Annotated in this window: 10 protein-coding genes; 4 read left to right on the top strand and 6 right to left on the bottom strand. The window is 75.5% G+C overall.

The window, feature by feature from the left end:
• Window positions 1-48: 48 nt before the first annotated feature.
• Window positions 49-630 carry a TetR/AcrR family transcriptional regulator gene (locus tag D7I43_RS05615; protein WP_192902072.1) on the bottom strand — a complete coding sequence of 194 codons (582 nt, stop codon included), beginning with the start codon at window positions 628-630 and terminating at the stop codon, window positions 49-51.
• A 342-nt stretch (window positions 631-972) separates the two neighbouring features.
• Here D7I43_RS05615 and D7I43_RS05610 point away from each other — a divergent pair, with 342 nt between their 5' ends.
• Window positions 973-2,427, top strand: coding sequence for an MFS transporter (locus tag D7I43_RS05610; RefSeq protein ID WP_120327304.1), 1,455 nt, complete (start codon window positions 973-975; stop codon window positions 2,425-2,427).
• Between the two features lie 344 nt (window positions 2,428-2,771).
• The gene (locus D7I43_RS05605) at window positions 2,772-3,572 is read left to right on the top strand and encodes an SGNH/GDSL hydrolase family protein (protein WP_120327303.1); all 801 of its coding nucleotides are present in this window, start codon (window positions 2,772-2,774) and stop codon (window positions 3,570-3,572) included.
• On the opposite strand, the gene D7I43_RS05600 is transcribed toward D7I43_RS05605, so the two are convergent.
• From D7I43_RS05600 to gltB, 3 genes are all read right to left on the bottom strand, one after another.
• Window positions 3,562-5,040 carry an MFS transporter gene (locus D7I43_RS05600; protein WP_120327302.1) on the bottom strand — a complete coding sequence of 493 codons (1,479 nt, stop codon included), beginning with the start codon at window positions 5,038-5,040 and terminating at the stop codon, window positions 3,562-3,564. The two genes, D7I43_RS05605 and D7I43_RS05600, sit on opposite strands and share 11 nt — an antisense overlap.
• A 222-nt stretch (window positions 5,041-5,262) precedes the next feature.
• Entirely contained in the window at window positions 5,263-6,771 is a 1,509-nt protein-coding gene (locus tag D7I43_RS05595) for a glutamate synthase subunit beta (protein WP_120327301.1), read from the bottom strand.
• The gene (gltB, locus tag D7I43_RS05590; protein ID WP_120327300.1) at window positions 6,764-11,476 is read right to left on the bottom strand and encodes a glutamate synthase large subunit; all 4,713 of its coding nucleotides are present in this window, start codon (window positions 11,474-11,476) and stop codon (window positions 6,764-6,766) included. The genes D7I43_RS05595 and gltB overlap by 8 nt, the downstream gene beginning before the upstream one ends.
• A 146-nt stretch (window positions 11,477-11,622) precedes the next feature.
• Between gltB and D7I43_RS05585 the strand changes: the two genes are divergently transcribed.
• Window positions 11,623-12,468, top strand: a complete 846-nt coding sequence (locus tag D7I43_RS05585; protein ID WP_120327299.1) for a GNAT family N-acetyltransferase — start codon at window positions 11,623-11,625, stop codon at window positions 12,466-12,468.
• Between the two features lie 130 nt (window positions 12,469-12,598).
• On the opposite strand, the gene D7I43_RS05580 is transcribed toward D7I43_RS05585, so the two are convergent.
• Both D7I43_RS05580 and lgt read right to left on the bottom strand, forming a co-directional pair.
• Window positions 12,599-13,786: an FAD-dependent oxidoreductase gene (locus D7I43_RS05580; RefSeq protein WP_120327298.1), complete on the bottom strand. Its 1,188-nt coding sequence runs from the start codon at window positions 13,784-13,786 to the stop codon at window positions 12,599-12,601.
• 15 nt (window positions 13,787-13,801) lie between these two features.
• Complete coding sequence (gene lgt, locus D7I43_RS05575; protein WP_120327297.1) at window positions 13,802-14,962, bottom strand: prolipoprotein diacylglyceryl transferase; 1,161 nt, start codon at window positions 14,960-14,962, stop codon at window positions 13,802-13,804.
• A 102-nt stretch (window positions 14,963-15,064) separates the two neighbouring features.
• Between lgt and D7I43_RS05570 the strand changes: the two genes are divergently transcribed.
• Window positions 15,065-15,580 (top strand): NUDIX hydrolase, encoded by a 516-nt coding sequence (locus D7I43_RS05570; RefSeq protein ID WP_120327296.1) that lies wholly within the window; start codon window positions 15,065-15,067, stop codon window positions 15,578-15,580.
• The last annotated feature ends 100 nt before the right edge of the window (window positions 15,581-15,680 follow it).

Below are 15,680 nucleotides of genomic sequence, written 5' to 3'. Positions count from 1 at the left end.
CGACACGCGGTCAGCCCGGGTCGGCAGGCCGGCGGGCCGGTGCGGCGGTCAGCCGATCGCGGGCGGGTAGCGCAACCCGTCGAGGGCGATGGCCAGGACCCGGTCCCGCTGACCCTCCTCGGGGAACTGGAACGCCACGATGCCGCTGATGAGGCGAAGCACGTCGTCGAAGCTCGCGTCCGAGCGGACGGCCGCGGCCTCCTGGGCGCGTCGCAGCATCGGCGCGCCCGCGGCGTAGATCTCGCTCCGGCAGCGGCGGAACACCTCGGAGTCGTGCGCCAGCTCCTCGGCGAGCGCCCGCTTCGTCGCGGCGTACGCCACGAAGCGGTTCAGCCAGGCGACCAGCGACTCCCACGGCGGCAGGTGCGCGAGGTCGCCGGCGGAGCGGCTGAGGGCCTGGACCTCGTCGACGTAGACCGCCTCGAACAGCTCCCGCCGGCTCGGGAAGTTCCGGTAGAGGGTGCCGATGCCCACCCCGGCGCGCCGGGCGATCTCCTCCAGCGAGGTGCTCACGCCGTTCTCCGCGAATGCCTCCCGGGCGGCGGCGACCAGCGCGTCGTAGTTCCGCTGCGCGTCGGCCCGCCGGGGACGCCTCGCGAGGTATTCCCCCAGCTGGTCCCCGCTGGCCATGACGGACGTCACCTCTCCTCGCTTGCAACCGGAGGCAGCCCTCCGCTAGCTTAGTGGAGGCACCCCTCCGGAACTGACCGGAGCCGCGCCTCCGGATAGCGTACTCCGGACCTTCCGACCGGTCCCACCGCGACCGGAAACACCAGACCTTCGGACCAGGAGCCCCGTCATGCCCGCAGTCCGGCTCGACACCGGCGGCTCCCACCGCCGCGGGACCGCCGCCCCGCCCGCGCGGGTCGCCGCCCGGTCCCCGCGAGCGGCCGCCGCGGTCCCCGCACCTCCCGGCGACTGACGTCGCCCACCCAGACATCCGCTCCACACGTCAATGGGAGTTCCCTTCCGATGACCCAGCCCATCCGACGCGGCTCGCGTCGGCTCACCTTCCTCGTCCTCGCGGCGGGCGCCGGCTTCTTCGCGATGCTCCAGTCGCTGATCACCCCGGTCCTGCCCACCATCCAGCACGACCTGCACACCTCGCAGAACACCGTGACCTGGGTCCTGACCGCCTACCTGCTCTCCGCGTCGATCTTCACGCCGATCCTCGGCCGGGTCGGCGACATGGTCGGCAAGGAGCGGATGCTGGTGGTCTCCCTCGTCGCGCTGGCGCTGGGCTGCCTGCTGGCGGCCGTCGCACCGAGCATCGGCGTACTCATCCTCGCCCGGGTCGTCCAGGGGATCGGCGGCGCCGTCTTCCCGCTGTCGTTCGGGATCATCCGCGACGAGTTCCCCGCCGCGCGGGTCAGCTCGGCCGTCGCCACCATCTCGGCGATCATCGCGGCCGGCGGCGGCCTCGGCGTCGTCCTGGCCGGTCCGATCGTGGCCGCCCTCGGCTACCGCTGGCTGTTCTGGATCCCGATGGCCGTCGTCGGCCTCACCGCGCTCGCCGCGCACCGGTTCGTGCCCGAGTCGCCGGTCCGTACGCCCGGACGGATCAACTGGGCCGCCACCGTGCTGCTCTCCGGCTGGCTCGTGGCGCTGCTGCTGCCCATCAGCAAGGGCGCGACCTGGGGCTGGACGTCCGGCCGGGTCCTCGGCCTGCTGGGGCTCGCCGTCGTGCTGCTCGTCGCCTGGCTGGTGGCCGAGGTGCGCTCCGCGAACCCGCTGATCGACATGCGGATGATGCGCCTGCCCGGGGTCTGGACGACCAACCTGGTCGCCCTGCTCTACGGCGGTTCGATGTTCGCGATCTACGCCTTCCTGCCGCAGTTCGTACAGACCCCGACCAGCGCCGGCTACGGCTTCGGGGCGAGCGTCACCCAGGCCGGGCTGCTCATGCTCCCGATGCTCGTCGGCATGTTCGTGGCCGGCCTCGCGGCCGGCCGGCTGGAGGCCCGGTTCAGCGCCAAGGCGCAGCTCGCCACCGGGGCGGCGTTCAACGTCCTCGCCGCGGCCATGCTCACCGTCGCGCACGACACGCGCTGGCAGGTAGGCGTGGCCGGCGCCCTCGTGGGCGTCGGCATCGGGCTCGCGTTCGCCTCGATGGCCAACCTCATCGTGGCCACCGTGCCGCCGGGCCAGACCGGCGTGGCGACCGGCATGAACGCCAACATCCGCACGATCGGCGGCGCGATCGGCGCCGCGGTGGTCAGCAGCGTCGTCACCGCCCACCCGCAGGCCGGCGGCATTCCCCGCGAGGCCGGCTTCACGACCGGCTTCCTGCTGCTGACCGGCATCGCCGTGGCCGCCGCGCTGGCCGCCCTGCTCGTGCCCTCCGGGCGCCGGGCGGCGGGCCGTCGCGGGCGTGCGCGGGCGACCGGGGCGGAGCTCGCCACCGAGCTGGCGCCCGCGGCCCGCTGAGGCCGGCGCGGCCGCGGGGCGGGGAGCGTTCCCCACCCCGCGGTCGCGCGGCCGACCCGGACCCCCGGACCGGCCCCCGCCCGCCGCCGCGACGATCGCGGCGGGCGGGGGCGGCCGGCATGCCGTCTCCACCGGCCGGGCGGGGCCGGACGGCAGTGCCGTCCGCGCCGGCCGGGCGGGCCTCCCGGGACGACGCCCCGCGGCACTCCGCCCCGCCGACGCGGCACAACCTCCATCGGTTCCATTGATGTACATATTTCGATAGCATTACCGCCTGGTAACAAACCAGCCTGGCCTCGCGCGCGGTCACGGATCCCACCACCCCTGCCCTGTGGAGGTCCGTCATGCCCCACCGCCCGCTGGCCCGCGCCCTCACGGCGCTGGCCGCCCTGCTCGCCACCACGATCGGGGCGGCGCTCGCCGTTCCCGGCGCCGCCCAGGCCGCCACTGTCAACTACGTCGCCCTCGGCGACTCCTACTCCTCCGGCGTGGGCGCCGGCCCGTACGACTGGTCCACCTGCCTGCGCAGCCAGAAGTCGTACGCCCCGCTGTGGGCCGCCGCGCACGGCGTGACCAGCTTCGCGTTCCCCGCCTGCGGCGGCGCGGTCACCGCCGACGTCATCAACAGCCAGGTCAACGCGCTCAGCGCCAGCATCACCATGGTCACGATCACGATCGGCGGCAACGACGCCGGTTTCGCCGACGTGATCACCAGCTGCCGGTTCGGGAGCACCTCGACCTGCACCGAGGCCGTCAACGAGTCACGGGCGTTCGCGACCAGCACGCTGCCCGGCCGGTTGGACGCCACGTACGCGGCCATCCGGAACCGGGCCCCCAACGCCCGTCTCATCGTGCTCGGCTACCCGCGCCTGTTCGAGCTGAACTCCTGCGGATGGCTCGCGATGAGCGTCTACAAGCGGACGATCCTCAACGACGCCGCCGACCTGCTCGCCACGGTCATCGCCGGGCGGGCCGCCGCGGCCGGCGCCACGTTCGTCGACACCCGGCCGTACTTCGCCGGGCACGGCGTCTGCGGCAGCGACCCGTGGATCAACGACATCAGCGGCATCGTCGAGGCGTACCACCCGGACGCCGACGGCTACCGCTACGGCTACCTGCCCGCGTTGACGGCCGTCACCGGCTGACGCCGACGGAGCCGGCGGTCCGGGCGGACCGCCGGCCGCCGTCGCGCACGGCGGCCACCGGCACGGCGCCGGTCGCCACCGGCGCGTCGGCGGCGCGGGGTGCCGGAGCGACCGGACGGGCCGGCCGCGCCGGGGCGACCGGCCGCGCGGGGCGGGCCGCGGGACGCACGGCCCGGACCGCGGTCGACGCCGCCCGGCGCACCGGACGCCGCACCACCGGGACCGCCAGCGCGCCGGCCAGCCGGTGGCGCAGCACGCGACCCCGGAGGCCGTCCAGGGCGACGGCCGCCACGACGGTGGCGACGGCCGCCGTCGCGCCGGCCAGCACGAGGGTCTGCCGGGGGCCGGCGTGCTCGGAGAGCCAGCCGAGCAGGGGGGCGCCGACCGCCGCCGAGATCGACCCGGTGACCGCCAGCGCGGCCAGCACCCGGCCCCGCATGAGGTAGTCGGTGTCGAGCTGGGCGCGCGTACCGACGGTCGTGTCGACGACCACCGCGGCGGCGGCGATCGGCAGGATCACCGCGGCGAAGCTCAGGGTGCCCGGCGCCAGGCCGGCCACGATCTGCAACGCGCTGGCCAGCAGCCCGGCCCCGACCAGGACGCCGTAGCCCAGGTCGCGCCGGCGGGCCGCCACGAGCGCGCCGAGCACGGTGCCGACGGCGAAGACGGTGGACAGGAAGCCGTAGCCGCCGGCGCCCCCGCCGAGCGGTCCGTCGCTCATCGCCGCCATGGTGACCTGGTAGTTGCGGCCGAGGCTGCCGAGGACGAACGACAGCGCCAGCGCCACGAGCACGACCGGCTGGCGCAGCAGGTAGCGGAAGCCGGCCCGGACACCGCCGTCGGAGCGTCCCGCGCCCGCCGCCGGCTCGCCGGCGTACCGCTCGCGCTCGCGGACGAGCAGCAGCGCGGCCACCACCGCGACGAAGCTCACGGCGTTGCTGGCGAACAGCAGCGCCGGGCCGACGGCGGCGACCACGACGGCACCCACGCTCATGCCGAGGATCCGGCCGGCGGAGTTGGTGAGCGAGCCGAGCGCCAGCGCGTTGCCGAGGCTCTCCCGGTCCACCAGCGTGGAGGCCCAGCGCCCCATCACCGGCCCCTCGATCGCCGAGACCGCGCCGGCGACCAGGGAGATCGCGTAGACGGCCGGCAGGCCACCGGCACCGGTGAGGGCCACCAGCGCGAGGCCGGCCGCCAACGCCGCGTGCGCCGCCTGCGCGGCGATCAGCAGCGGGCGGCCGGGCAGCCGGTCGGCCAGCGCGCCGCCCCAGACGCTGAGCAGCAGCGTGGGGAGGGCCTGGAGGAGCACGGCGAACCCCATCGACGTCGCCGAGCCGGTCCGCGCCAGGACGTACCAGTTGACGCCGAGGACCTGCATCCACGTGCCGATCACGGACACGAAGCCGGCGATCGCCCAGATCCGGTAGTTCCGGTGGCGCAACGCGGCGAACGTGGCACCGAAGGCCACGACAACCTCCCCGACCCGACGGTCATGACGACAGGGCCGGATCGCACGGCGGTTCGGCCGTCGCCAAGTGTGGCGACGGTTAGCCCGATTTGCCGGTCTTCGTGAGCGGGTTCACGCCGTCCCGGCCTCGTGCCAGGCCGGGGCGGCGGTGGCCGCGGGTCGGCGCGCCGCGAGCGGCCACCCGCGCCCGGACGCGGGTGGCCGGGTGCGGCCGTCCGTGGGTCAGCGCGCCGCGAGCGGCTGGGCGCCCGGGTCGACCGGCGCGGGCAGCGTCCCGCCGCCCCCGAGGTACGCGTGGATGGCGGCGGCCGCCGCCCGGCCCTCGGCGATCGCCCACACGATCAGGGAGGCGCCCCGGTGCATGTCGCCGGCCACGAACACCCCGTCGGTCTCGGTCTGCCAGTCCGGCCGGGCGTCCACCGCGCCGCGGGCGTTGCGCCGCACCCCGAGCTGGTCCAGCAGCGGCTGCTCCTCGGTGCCCTCGAAGCCGATGGCGAGCAGCACCAGGTCCGCCGGCAGCTCCCGCTCGGTGCCGGGCAGCGCCGTGACGATCCGCCGCCCGTCCCGCTTCTCCACGGTCACCTCGGCGATGCGGACGGCCCGCACGTTGCCGGCGCCGTCGTCGACGAACTCCTGCACGGCGACCGCGAAGACCCGCTCGCCGCCCTCCTCGTGCGCCGGGTAGCTGCGCAGGATCCACGGCCACGTCGGCCACGGGTCGCGGGCCTCGTCCCGGGCCAGCGGCGGCTGCGGGTAGAGGTCCAGCTGGTGTACGCCGGCGGCGCCCTGCCGGTGGGCCACCCCGAGGCAGTCCGCGGCGGTGTCACCGCCACCGATGATCACGACGTGCCTGCCGGCCGCGTCGATCGGCGTCCCGTCGGGGAGCACGGCCGGCGCCGGACGGCCGCCTCCGGCCGCCGCGACGGCCCGGTTCGCGGCCACCAGGTGCTCCATGGCCTGGTGCACCCCGCGCAGCCGCCGTCCCGGGGTCTGTGGGGTGTCCCGGCCGGCCAGGGCCCCGCAGGCCAGCAGCACCGCGTCGTGCCGGGCGCGCAGCTGCTCGGCGGTGACGTCGACGCCGACGTTCACCCCGGTGCGGAACTCGACGCCCTCGGCGGCGAGCTGGGCCAGCCGGCGGTCGATGTGGTGCTTCTCCAGCTTGAAGTCGGGGATGCCGTAGCGGAGCAGGCCGCCCGGCGCGTCGTCCCGCTCGTAGACGGTGACGGCGTGCCCCGCGCGGGCGAGCTGCTGCGCGGCGGCCAGGCCCGCGGGCCCGGAGCCCACGACGGCCACCGACCGGCCGGTCGGTGGCGGCACCGCGCGGGGCCGGAGTCCGCCCCGGGCCACGGCCGCGTCGGCGATCTCCACCTCGACCTGCTTGATCGTGACCGGGTCGCCCCCGCCGATGCCGAGCACGCACGCGGCCTCGCACGGCGCCGGGCAGAGCCGGCCGGTGAACTCCGGGAAGTTGTTGGTGGCGTGCAGCGACGCCACGGCGGCGTCCCAGTTGCCGGTGCGGACCAGGTCGTTCCAGTCCGGGATCCGGTTGCCGAGCGGGCAACCGTCGTGGCAGAACGGGATGCCGCAGTCCATGCACCGGGTGGCCTGCTCGCGGATCAGCTCCTCGCCGGCCGGCGGGTAGACCTCCCGCCAGTCGGTGATCCGCACCGGCACCGGCCGCCGGGCCGGCAGCCGCCGCGGGTGACGCAGGAAACCGTTCGGGTCAGGCACGGGCCACCTCCTGGCTGGCCGCCCGCGGGGCGGGCGGCACCGGCACGGACGGGTCGGGCGACGCCGGGGCCGACGCCGGCGGTGCCGCCAGCGCCGCCATCACGGCCTCGTCGACGTCGCGGCCGGCGGCTTCGGCGGCGCGCATGATCTCCAGCACCCGGCGGTAGTCCCGGGGCACCACGGCGGTGAACTCCTCGACCGCCTCCGGCCAGCGCTTGAGCAGCTGGGCGGCGACCGCCGAGTCGGTCTCGGCGAAGTGCCGCTGCACCAGCTCGTGCAGCACGGCCTGCTCCTCCTCGCGCAGCGGCGCGAGGTCGACCAGTTCGGTGTTGACGCGGGCCCGGTCGAGCCGGTGGACGAACGCCGTGCCACCGGACATCCCGGCGGCGAAGTTGCGCCCGGTCGGCCCGAGCACGACGACCGTCCCTCCGGTCATGTACTCGCAGCCGTGGTCGCCGACGCCCTCGACGACGGCCACGGCGCCGGAGTTGCGCACCGCGAACCGCTCGCCCACCCGGCCGCGCAGGAACAGCTCGCCGGCGGTGGCGCCGTACAGGATGGTGTTGCCGGCGATGATCTGGTCCTCGGCCCGCTGCCCGGGCACGGCGTCCGGGTCCACGAACGGCGCGGCCGGGTCGGGCCGGACGATGATCCGCCCGCCGGAGAGCCCCTTGCCGACGTAGTCGTTGGCGTCGCCGTGCAGGCGCAGGGTCACCCCGCGCGGCAGGAACGCGCCGAACGACTGCCCGGCCGTGCCGTGCAGCACGACCTCCACCGTGTCGGGGGGCAGGCCGTCGCCGCCGTGGCGGCGCACCACCTCGCCGCCCAGCATCGCACCGACGCTGCGGTGGTCGTTGCGGACGGCGAGTTCGATCCGGACCGGTGTCCCGCCCCGCAGCGCCGGCTCGGCGCGCGCGATCAGCTCGTTGTCCAGCGCCCGTTCCAGGCCGTGGTCCTGGGCCCGTACGCCGCGGCGCGCGGCGTCCGGCGCCAGCTCGGGCAGGTGCAGCACGGGCGTGAGGTCGAGACCCTGCGCCTTCCAGTGCGTCACCGCGGGGGCGACGTCGAGCAGCTCGGCGTGCCCGATCGCCTCCTCGATCGACCGGAAGCCCAGCTGGGCGAGATAGCCGCGGACCTCCTCGGCGAGGAAGAGGAAGAAGTTCTCCACGAACTCCGGGGTGCCGGTGAACCGCTCCCGCAGCACCGGGTTCTGGGTGGCGATGCCGACGGGACAGGTGTCCAGGTGACAGACGCGCATCATCACGCAGCCGGCGACGATGAGCGGCGCCGTGGCGAAGCCGAACTCCTCGGCGCCGAGCAGCGCCGCGACGAGCACGTCCCGCCCGGTCTTGAGCTGGCCGTCGACCTGCACGGTGACCCGGTCGCGGAGGTTGTTCAGCAGCAGCGTCTGCTGGGCCTCCGCGAGCCCCAGCTCCCAGGGCGTACCGGCGTGCTTGAGCGAGTTCAGCGGGGAGGCGCCGGTGCCGCCGTCGTGGCCGGAGATCAGGATGACGTCCGCCTTGAGCTTCGCCACGCCCGCCGCCACGGTGCCGACACCGACCTCGCTGACGAGCTTGACGTGCACCCGCGCGGCCGGGTTGACGCACTTCAGGTCGTGCACGAGCTGGGCGAGGTCCTCGATCGAGTAGATGTCGTGGTGCGGCGGCGGCGAGATCAGGCCCACGCCCGGGGTCGCGTGCCGGGTCCGGGCGATCCACGGCCACACCTTGTTGCCCGGCAGCTGGCCGCCCTCGCCGGGCTTCGCGCCCTGGGCCATCTTGATCTGGAGGTCGTCGGCGTTGACCAGGTACTCGGTGGTGACGCCGAACCGCCCGCTGGCGATCTGCTTCACCGCCGAGCGGCGGGCCGGGTCGTGCAGCCGCGCGACGTCCTCGCCGCCCTCGCCGGTGTTGGACTTGCCGCCGAGCCGGTTCATGGCGATCGCGAGGGTCTCGTGCGCCTCGGCCGAGATCGACCCGTACGACATGGCGCCGGTGGCGAACCTCTTGACGATCTCGGTGGCCGGCTCGACCTCCTCGATCGGCACCGGCGGGCGTACGCCGGTGCGCAGCGTGAACAGCCCGCGCAGCGAGCCCGCCCGCGCGGCCAGCTCGTCGACGGTGCGGGTGTAGCGCTTGAAGATCTCGTACTGCCGGCTGCGGGTGGCGTGCTGGAGCAGGAAGACCGTCTCCGGGTTGAACAGGTGCAGCTCGCCCTCGCGGCGCCACTGGTACTCGCCGCCGACCTCCAGCCGGTCGGTGCCGGGCGTGCCGGCCGGGGGCCACGCCCGGGCGTGCCGGGCCGCGACCTCGGCGTGGATGCCGGCCAGGCCGACCCCGCCGATCCGGCTGGGTGTGCCGCGGAAGTACCGCTCGACCAGGCGGGCGTCCAGGCCGACGGCCTCGAAGACCTGCGCGCCGCAGTACGACGAGACGGTCGAGATGCCCATCTTGGACATGATCTTCAGGACGCCCTTGCCGAGCGCCTTCACGTAGTTGCGCACGGCGGTGGCCGGCTCGACCCCGGTCAGCGCGCCCGTGGAGATCATGTCCTCCACCGACTCGAAGGCCAGGTACGGGTTGACGGCGGCCGCGCCGTAGCCGATGAGCACGGCCGCGTGGTGCACCTCGCGGCAGTCGCCCGACTCGACGACGAGCGCCACCTGGGTGCGGGTCTGCTCACGGACGAGGTGCTGGTGCACCGCCGCGGTGAGCAGCAGCGACGGGATCGGGGCGAGGTCGGCGTTGGAGTCGCGGTCGGAGAGCACGAGGATGCGTACGCCGTCCTCGATGGCCTCCGACACGTGCCGGCAGATCTCGGTGAGCCGGGCCTTGATCCCGGCGGCGCCCTCGCGCACCCGGTAGAGACCGGACACCCGCACCGCCTTGAAGCCGGGCAGGTCGCCGTCCTCGTCGATCGAGAGGATCTTGGCGAGCTCGTCGTTGTCGATCACCGGGTACGGCAGCACGATCTGGCGGCAGCTCGCCGGGCCCGGGTCGAGCAGGTTGCCCTCCGGCCCGATGGTGGAGCTGAGGCTCGTCACCAGCTCCTCGCGGATCGCGTCCAGCGGCGGGTTGGTGACCTGGGCGAAGAGCTGGTGGAAGTAGTCGTACAGCAGCCGCGGCCGGGTGGACAGCGGCGCGATCGGCGTGTCGGTGCCCATCGAGCCGATCGGCTCGGCACCGGTGCGCGCCATCGGGGCCAGCAGGATCTTCAGCTCCTCCTCGGTGTAGCCGAAGGTCTGCTGGCGGCGGCGCACCGAGTCGTGGGTGTAGACGATGTGCTCGCGGGGCGGCAGGTCGGTGAGCTCGATCAGGCCGGCGTGCAGCCACTCGCCGTACGGCTCGGCGGCGGCCAGCTCGGCCTTGATCTCGTCGTCGTGCACGATCCGGCCGGCGGTCGTGTCGACGAGGAACATCCGGCCCGGCTGGAGCCGGCCCTTGGCGACCACGCGGGCCGGGTCGAGGTCGAGCACGCCCGCCTCGCTGCCGAGCACCACCAGCCCGTCGTCCGTACGCCACCAGCGCCCGGGGCGCAGCCCGTTGCGGTCCAGCACGGCGCCGACGATCTCCCCGTCGGTGAAGGCGACGGAGGCCGGCCCGTCCCACGGCTCCATGAGGCTCGCGTGGAAGCGGTAGAAGTCCCGCTTGTCCGGGCGCATGCCCGGGTCGTTCTCCCACGCCTCGGGGATCATCATGAGCACCGCGTGCGGCAGGCTCCGGCCGGCCAGGTGCAGGAGTTCCAGGACCTCGTCGAAGTTGGCCGAGTCCGAGGCGCCCGGCGTGCAGATCGGGAAGATCCGCCGGATGTTGCCGGGCACGTTCGGGCTGCGCAGCAGGGCCTCCCGGGCTTGCATCCAGTTCCGGTTGCCGCGGATGGTGTTGATCTCGCCGTTGTGGGCGATGAACCGGTAGGGGTGGGCGAGCGGCCAGGACGGGAAGGTGTTGGTCGAGAAGCGGGAGTGCACGAGCGCGATGGCGCTGGCTACCCGCTCGTCGGTCAGCTCCGGGTAGAACGCGGGCAGCTGGTCGGGGGTGAGCATCCCCTTCCACACCATCGTGCGGGCCGACAGCGACGGGAAGTACGCGGGCGCGCCCCGCTCGGCGCTCTCCCGCTCGGCCTGCTTGCGCAGGCAGAACGCGACCCGGTCCAGGTCGATGCCCCGCAGCGGCGACCCCGCCGGGCCGGCCGGAGAGTCGGTCAGCCGGCGGGCGGCCAGGAAGAGCTGGCGGACGCGCGGCATCGCGGCGAGGGCCGTCTCGCCGAGCCCGCTCGGGTCCACGGGCACGTCCCGCCAGCCCAGCACCACGGCGCCCTCGACGAGGGCGTACTTCTCGACGACCCGGCGGGCCACGGCCTCGGCCGCGTCGTCGTCGGGGAGGAAGACGAGGCCGGTGGCGTACTCGCCGGCGGGCGGCAGCGGGAAGTCCACGACCGTGCGCAGGAACGCGTCCGGCACCTGGATCATGATGCCCGCGCCGTCGCCGGTGTTCGGCTCCGCGCCGCGGGCGCCCCGGTGGTCCAGCCGGCACAACGCGGCGAGACCGTTCGCGACGACCGTGTGCGAGCGGCGGCCGTGCAGGTCGGCGACGAAGGCCACGCCGCAGGCGTCGTGCTCGAAGGCGGGGTCGTAGAGCCCGGCCGAGGGCACTGCGGGGCCGAACGGCGGGACCGGCTGCGGCTGCTGCGGGTACGGAAAGGCCACCGGGCCTCCTGTCGTCACTCAGGTTGGATCATGGTCGGGACGACGTCGGCCCTTGTGGGTTTATTGAGTCTACGTTAGGGCGCGGGCACCGGGGCCAGTCCGGATTGATCACACCTTCCAGACTCTGGGACAGGTAGTCTCGCGCGGTGGATCCCGCGCACAAGGACCTCTTCCGCCGGCTCGAGCGCTTCTACGACGCGGTGCCCCGGGACGCCGCCCGCGTCGAGGAGTACGGCGATCTGGTGCTCTTCGTCCGCGACGGGGCCGGATTCCCGTTCTACGCCCGGCCCCGGATCGGGGCGTCGCAGCCGCCGTCGCTGGCCGACCTCGGCGCGGTCCGCGAGCGGCAGCGGGAGCTGGGCCTCCCGGAGGCCTTCGAGTGGGTGCACGAGACGACACCGGGACTCCTTCCGGTGGCCCGGTCGGCGGGGCTGGCCGTGCTGGAGGCGCCGCTGATGGTGCTCGACCCCGTGGCGCTGCCCGACCCCGCGTCCCTGAGCGACGTGCCGGTCCGGGTGCTCGACCCCGACGCACCCGACTTCGCCGCCGCGGTGGCCGCCCGCCGGGCGGTCGCGGCGGTCGCGTTCGCGGCCGCGGGCACCGGGCGGGGCGAGGCCGGTCCGGCGGAGCGGGACGCGGCCGTGCGGGCGCTGGAGGCCGCCGCGCTCGACGAGGAGCGGGTCCGGGTCGTCGACGGCCGGCGGATCTCGGCGCTGGCCGCCACGCCGGCCGAGGGAGCGCTGGCCAGCGGGATGGCGATGCGGGTCGACGACGTGGCCGAGATCGCCGGGGTGGGGACGCTGCCCGTCGCCCGCCGCCGGGGGCTGGGGGCGGCCGTCACCGCGACCCTGGCCCGCGAGCTGCTCGCCGCCGGCACCGACCTCGTGTTCCTGTCGGCGGGCAGCGAGGAGATCGCCCGGGTGTACCTGCGCGTCGGCTTCCGCCGGGTCGGCACGGCCTGCATCGCCGAACCCGCCCCCGTCATCCCCTGACCGCGGGCGCCATCCGCCGCCCACGCCGTCGGTCATGGTGCCGGGCCGGTGCCGTTCCGCGGCCTTCGTCCGCATGGCCCTGGGGCGACCCGCGGGCCCGGTCGCACCGGGGGCAGCCGGGCGCGGAGCGTCAGGACGGAGGGCGCCACTGGGCGGCGGAGGCCGCGGCCGTGTTGAGCAGCCGGGGCGTGAGCGTGCCCAGCGCCGCGTCGCGGGCCCGCAGCGCCAGCCGGCCCCGGGCCTGGAGCACCGCCGACATCCGGCGGGCCTGCCGCACCATCGTCGCCGCGCGGGGGCGGCGCACCCGGTCGTACGCGGTGACGGCGTCCGGCAGCCGTGACTCGCGCAGCAGCGCGGCGAGGGTGGCCGCGTCCTCGAACGCGAGGCAGGCGCCCTGCCCGAGGTGTGGCGGCATGGCGTGGGCCGCGTCGCCGAGGAGCACCACCCCGCCCGGCCCGGCCGGGTAGCCGTACGCGCGGGGCAGCGGCCGCAGCTCGCGGATCTCCTGCTGGACCAGGTCGGCGGGGTCGGTGGCGTCGAGCAGCTCGCCGATCGGGGCGGGCCAGCCCGCGTACCAGCGGCGGAGCAGGGCGAGCTGCGTCCGCGGCGGCTCGGGTCGGGCCGCCCCGGCCGCGGTGGCCACCCAGTAGATGCCGCCGCGCGCGGAGCCGCCCGCGGACCCGCGGTCGCCCAGCGAGGCGGAGACGAAGCGGTAGCCGGCGCCGAGGACCTCGCCGCCCACGGTCTGGCCGTCCGGCAGTTGCGGGGCCCGGTACCACGGGATGACGGCCCGCCACGCCGCCGAGCCGGAGCTGACCACGGTGGCCTCGGGCGCGAGCCGCCGGCGGATCCGGCTGTCGACGCCGTCCGCGGCGACCACGAGGTCGGCCTCGATGGTCTGCCGGCCGTCGCTCACCGCCGGCCGCTCCCCCGCCTCGGCGTGCACCGTCTCGACGGTCACCCCGGTACGCAGCTCGACCCGCTCGCCGAGCCCGGCGATCAGCGCGTCGTGCAGGTCCTCCCGGTGCACCACGACCGGCATCCGGTCGGCGGGCAGCGCACGGGGCTGCACGAGCCAGTGCCCGTCGGGACGGCGTACGCCGCCGTCGGGCAGCGGGGTCGCGATCGCCTCCAGCCCGGCGCCCAGCCCGAGCGCGCGCAGCGCGCGCACCCCGTTGGGCCACAGCACCACCGCGGTCGGCTCGGGACGCACCCGGTCGGCCCGCTCCAGCAGGGTCACCGCCCAGCCGGAACGGGCCAGCGCGCCGGCGACCGAGAGACCGGCGATGCCCGCGCCGACCACCACCGCGCTACGCATGGCGCCGGTCCCCCGTCAGCTCTCGCGGTCGGCCGTGCCGGTGCCGGTCGCACCCGCCCGGTCGTCCCGCGCCGGCTCGGTGTCGCCGCTCGCCGCGTCGGCGTCGGCGTCGGCCGCCGCGGCGGTCTCCGGGGCGTCGGCGGCCGGCTCGGCGGGGAGCACACCGGTCTCGCGGTACGCGCGGAACTGCTCCTCGTCGACGACCCGGTAGCCCTCCGGCACGGCGGGGCGGGCCCCGGCCTCGCGGGCGGACAGGTCGACCTGGGACACGTCGGACTCGGCCGGGGCGGCGGGGGCGGCGGGGGCCTCGGCGGCCAGCGGGACCACGTACTCGCGGGGGCCGCGCACGCGCAGGAAGTAGACGAGCGCGCCGAGGAAGACCAGCCCGGCCGTCCACACGTTGAGCCGTACGCCGAGGATCGTGTTCGCCTCGTCGGTGCGCATCAGCTCGATCCAGAACCGGCCCGCCGTGTAGCCCATGACGTAGAGCGCGAAGGCCCGGCCCCGGCCGAAGCGCAGCTTGCGGTCGAGCACGAAGACCAGCGCCGCGACGCCGATGTTCCACAGCGCCTCGTACGCGAACGTCGGGTGGTAGAGGCCCGGTTCGAGGATCGGCTGGCCGGTGTCGTCGCGCAGGGCGTGGCCCGGGTTGTCCGGGTCCATCCGGTGGATCTCCAGGCCCCACGGCAGGGTGGTCCGGCCGCCGAACAGCTCGTTGTTGAACCAGTTGCCCAGCCGGCCGATGGCCTGCGCGAGCGGCAGCCCCGGCGCCAGCGCGTCGGCCACCACCGTGAGCGGGATGCCGAGCTGCCGGGCGCCCAGCCACGCGCCGAGCGCGCCGCCGGCGACCGCGCCCCAGATGCCGAGACCGCCCTCCCAGATGGCGAACGCCTTCATCGGGTCGCCGCCGGTGCCGAAGTACTTCTCCGGTGAGGTGACCACGTGGTAGATCCGGGCGCCGATGATGCCGGCCGGCACCGCCCAGACGGCGAGGTCGAGGACCGCGCCGGGTGCGACCCCGCGCTGGCGCAGGCGGTACTCGGTCACCAGGCAGGCCACCACGATGCCGACGATGATGCAGATTGCGTACGCCCGGACCGGCAACGGCCCGAGCTGCCAGACGGCGGTGGTGGGACTGGGCAGGGCCGCCTGGGGGGACAGCGAGGCGAGAGTCACGGTTGCACACGCTACCGCCGACGGGCCGGTCGGCGGCACCCCGGCCCGGCGCGCGGGCCGGCGCGGTGACTTCTGGTTTGCACCGCCGTACGCTCTTTGTCCATGGGCGCGCTCACCTGGGCGGTGGCCGCGGTCGTCACCGACGACGCCGGCCGGGTGCTGCTCTGCCGGCAGGGCCGCGGCGAGCGCCGCTACGCGCTGCCCGGGGGCCGGCTGCGCCGGGCGGAGAGCCCGCTACCGGCCGCGCTGCGCGACATCCGCGCCGAGACCGGCTGGGAGGTCGAGGTCGTCGACCTGGTCGGCCTGTACCACCTGAGCGGTCCGGCGCCGGCGGCCGTGCCGCCGCCCGGGCGGGTCGGGCCGCTGCCCGATGTCCTGGTGCACGTCTTCCGGGCCCGGGCACACGGTTCTGCGCCGGCGGGGGCGCCGGTGGGCGGCTGCCGGCTCTCCTGGCACGACCCGGCCGCGCTGCCCGGCGCGCTCACGCCGACCACCCGGGCGGCCCTCGCCGACGCGCTGTCCGGCCGCTCGGGCGTGCTGCGCTCCGTGGCGCCAAGTCCTCGCCCGCCGGAACAACGCGCCGACCCGCCCACCCCCCACAGCGCCCCGAAACCCTGACCCGCACCACAGTTCTCCGCGATCTTGCACTTTCCGCCCCGACAAATACGGGCAGAAGCCGCGTCTCGGGGGCCAGAAGTGCAAGATCGCGGGGGTGGGG

Origin of the sequence: Micromonospora globbae (assembly GCF_003610785.1) — a bacterium.
GTDB lineage: Bacteria > Actinomycetota > Actinomycetes > Mycobacteriales > Micromonosporaceae > Micromonospora > Micromonospora globbae.
Note: the sequence above shows the minus strand (reverse complement) of the source record. Positions and strands in the feature narration are given on the sequence as shown.

Coding starts and splice junctions, on each gene's coding strand:
- D7I43_RS05615 (WP_192902072.1), bottom strand. CDS start 630: ATGGCCAGCGGGGACCAGCTGGGGGAATACCTCGCGAGGCGTCCCCGG.
- D7I43_RS05610 (WP_120327304.1), top strand. CDS start 973: ATGACCCAGCCCATCCGACGCGGCTCGCGTCGGCTCACCTTCCTCGTC.
- D7I43_RS05605 (WP_120327303.1), top strand. CDS start 2,772: ATGCCCCACCGCCCGCTGGCCCGCGCCCTCACGGCGCTGGCCGCCCTG.
- D7I43_RS05580 (WP_120327298.1), bottom strand. CDS start 13,786: ATGCGTAGCGCGGTGGTGGTCGGCGCGGGCATCGCCGGTCTCTCGGTC.
- D7I43_RS05570 (WP_120327296.1), top strand. CDS start 15,065: ATGGGCGCGCTCACCTGGGCGGTGGCCGCGGTCGTCACCGACGACGCC.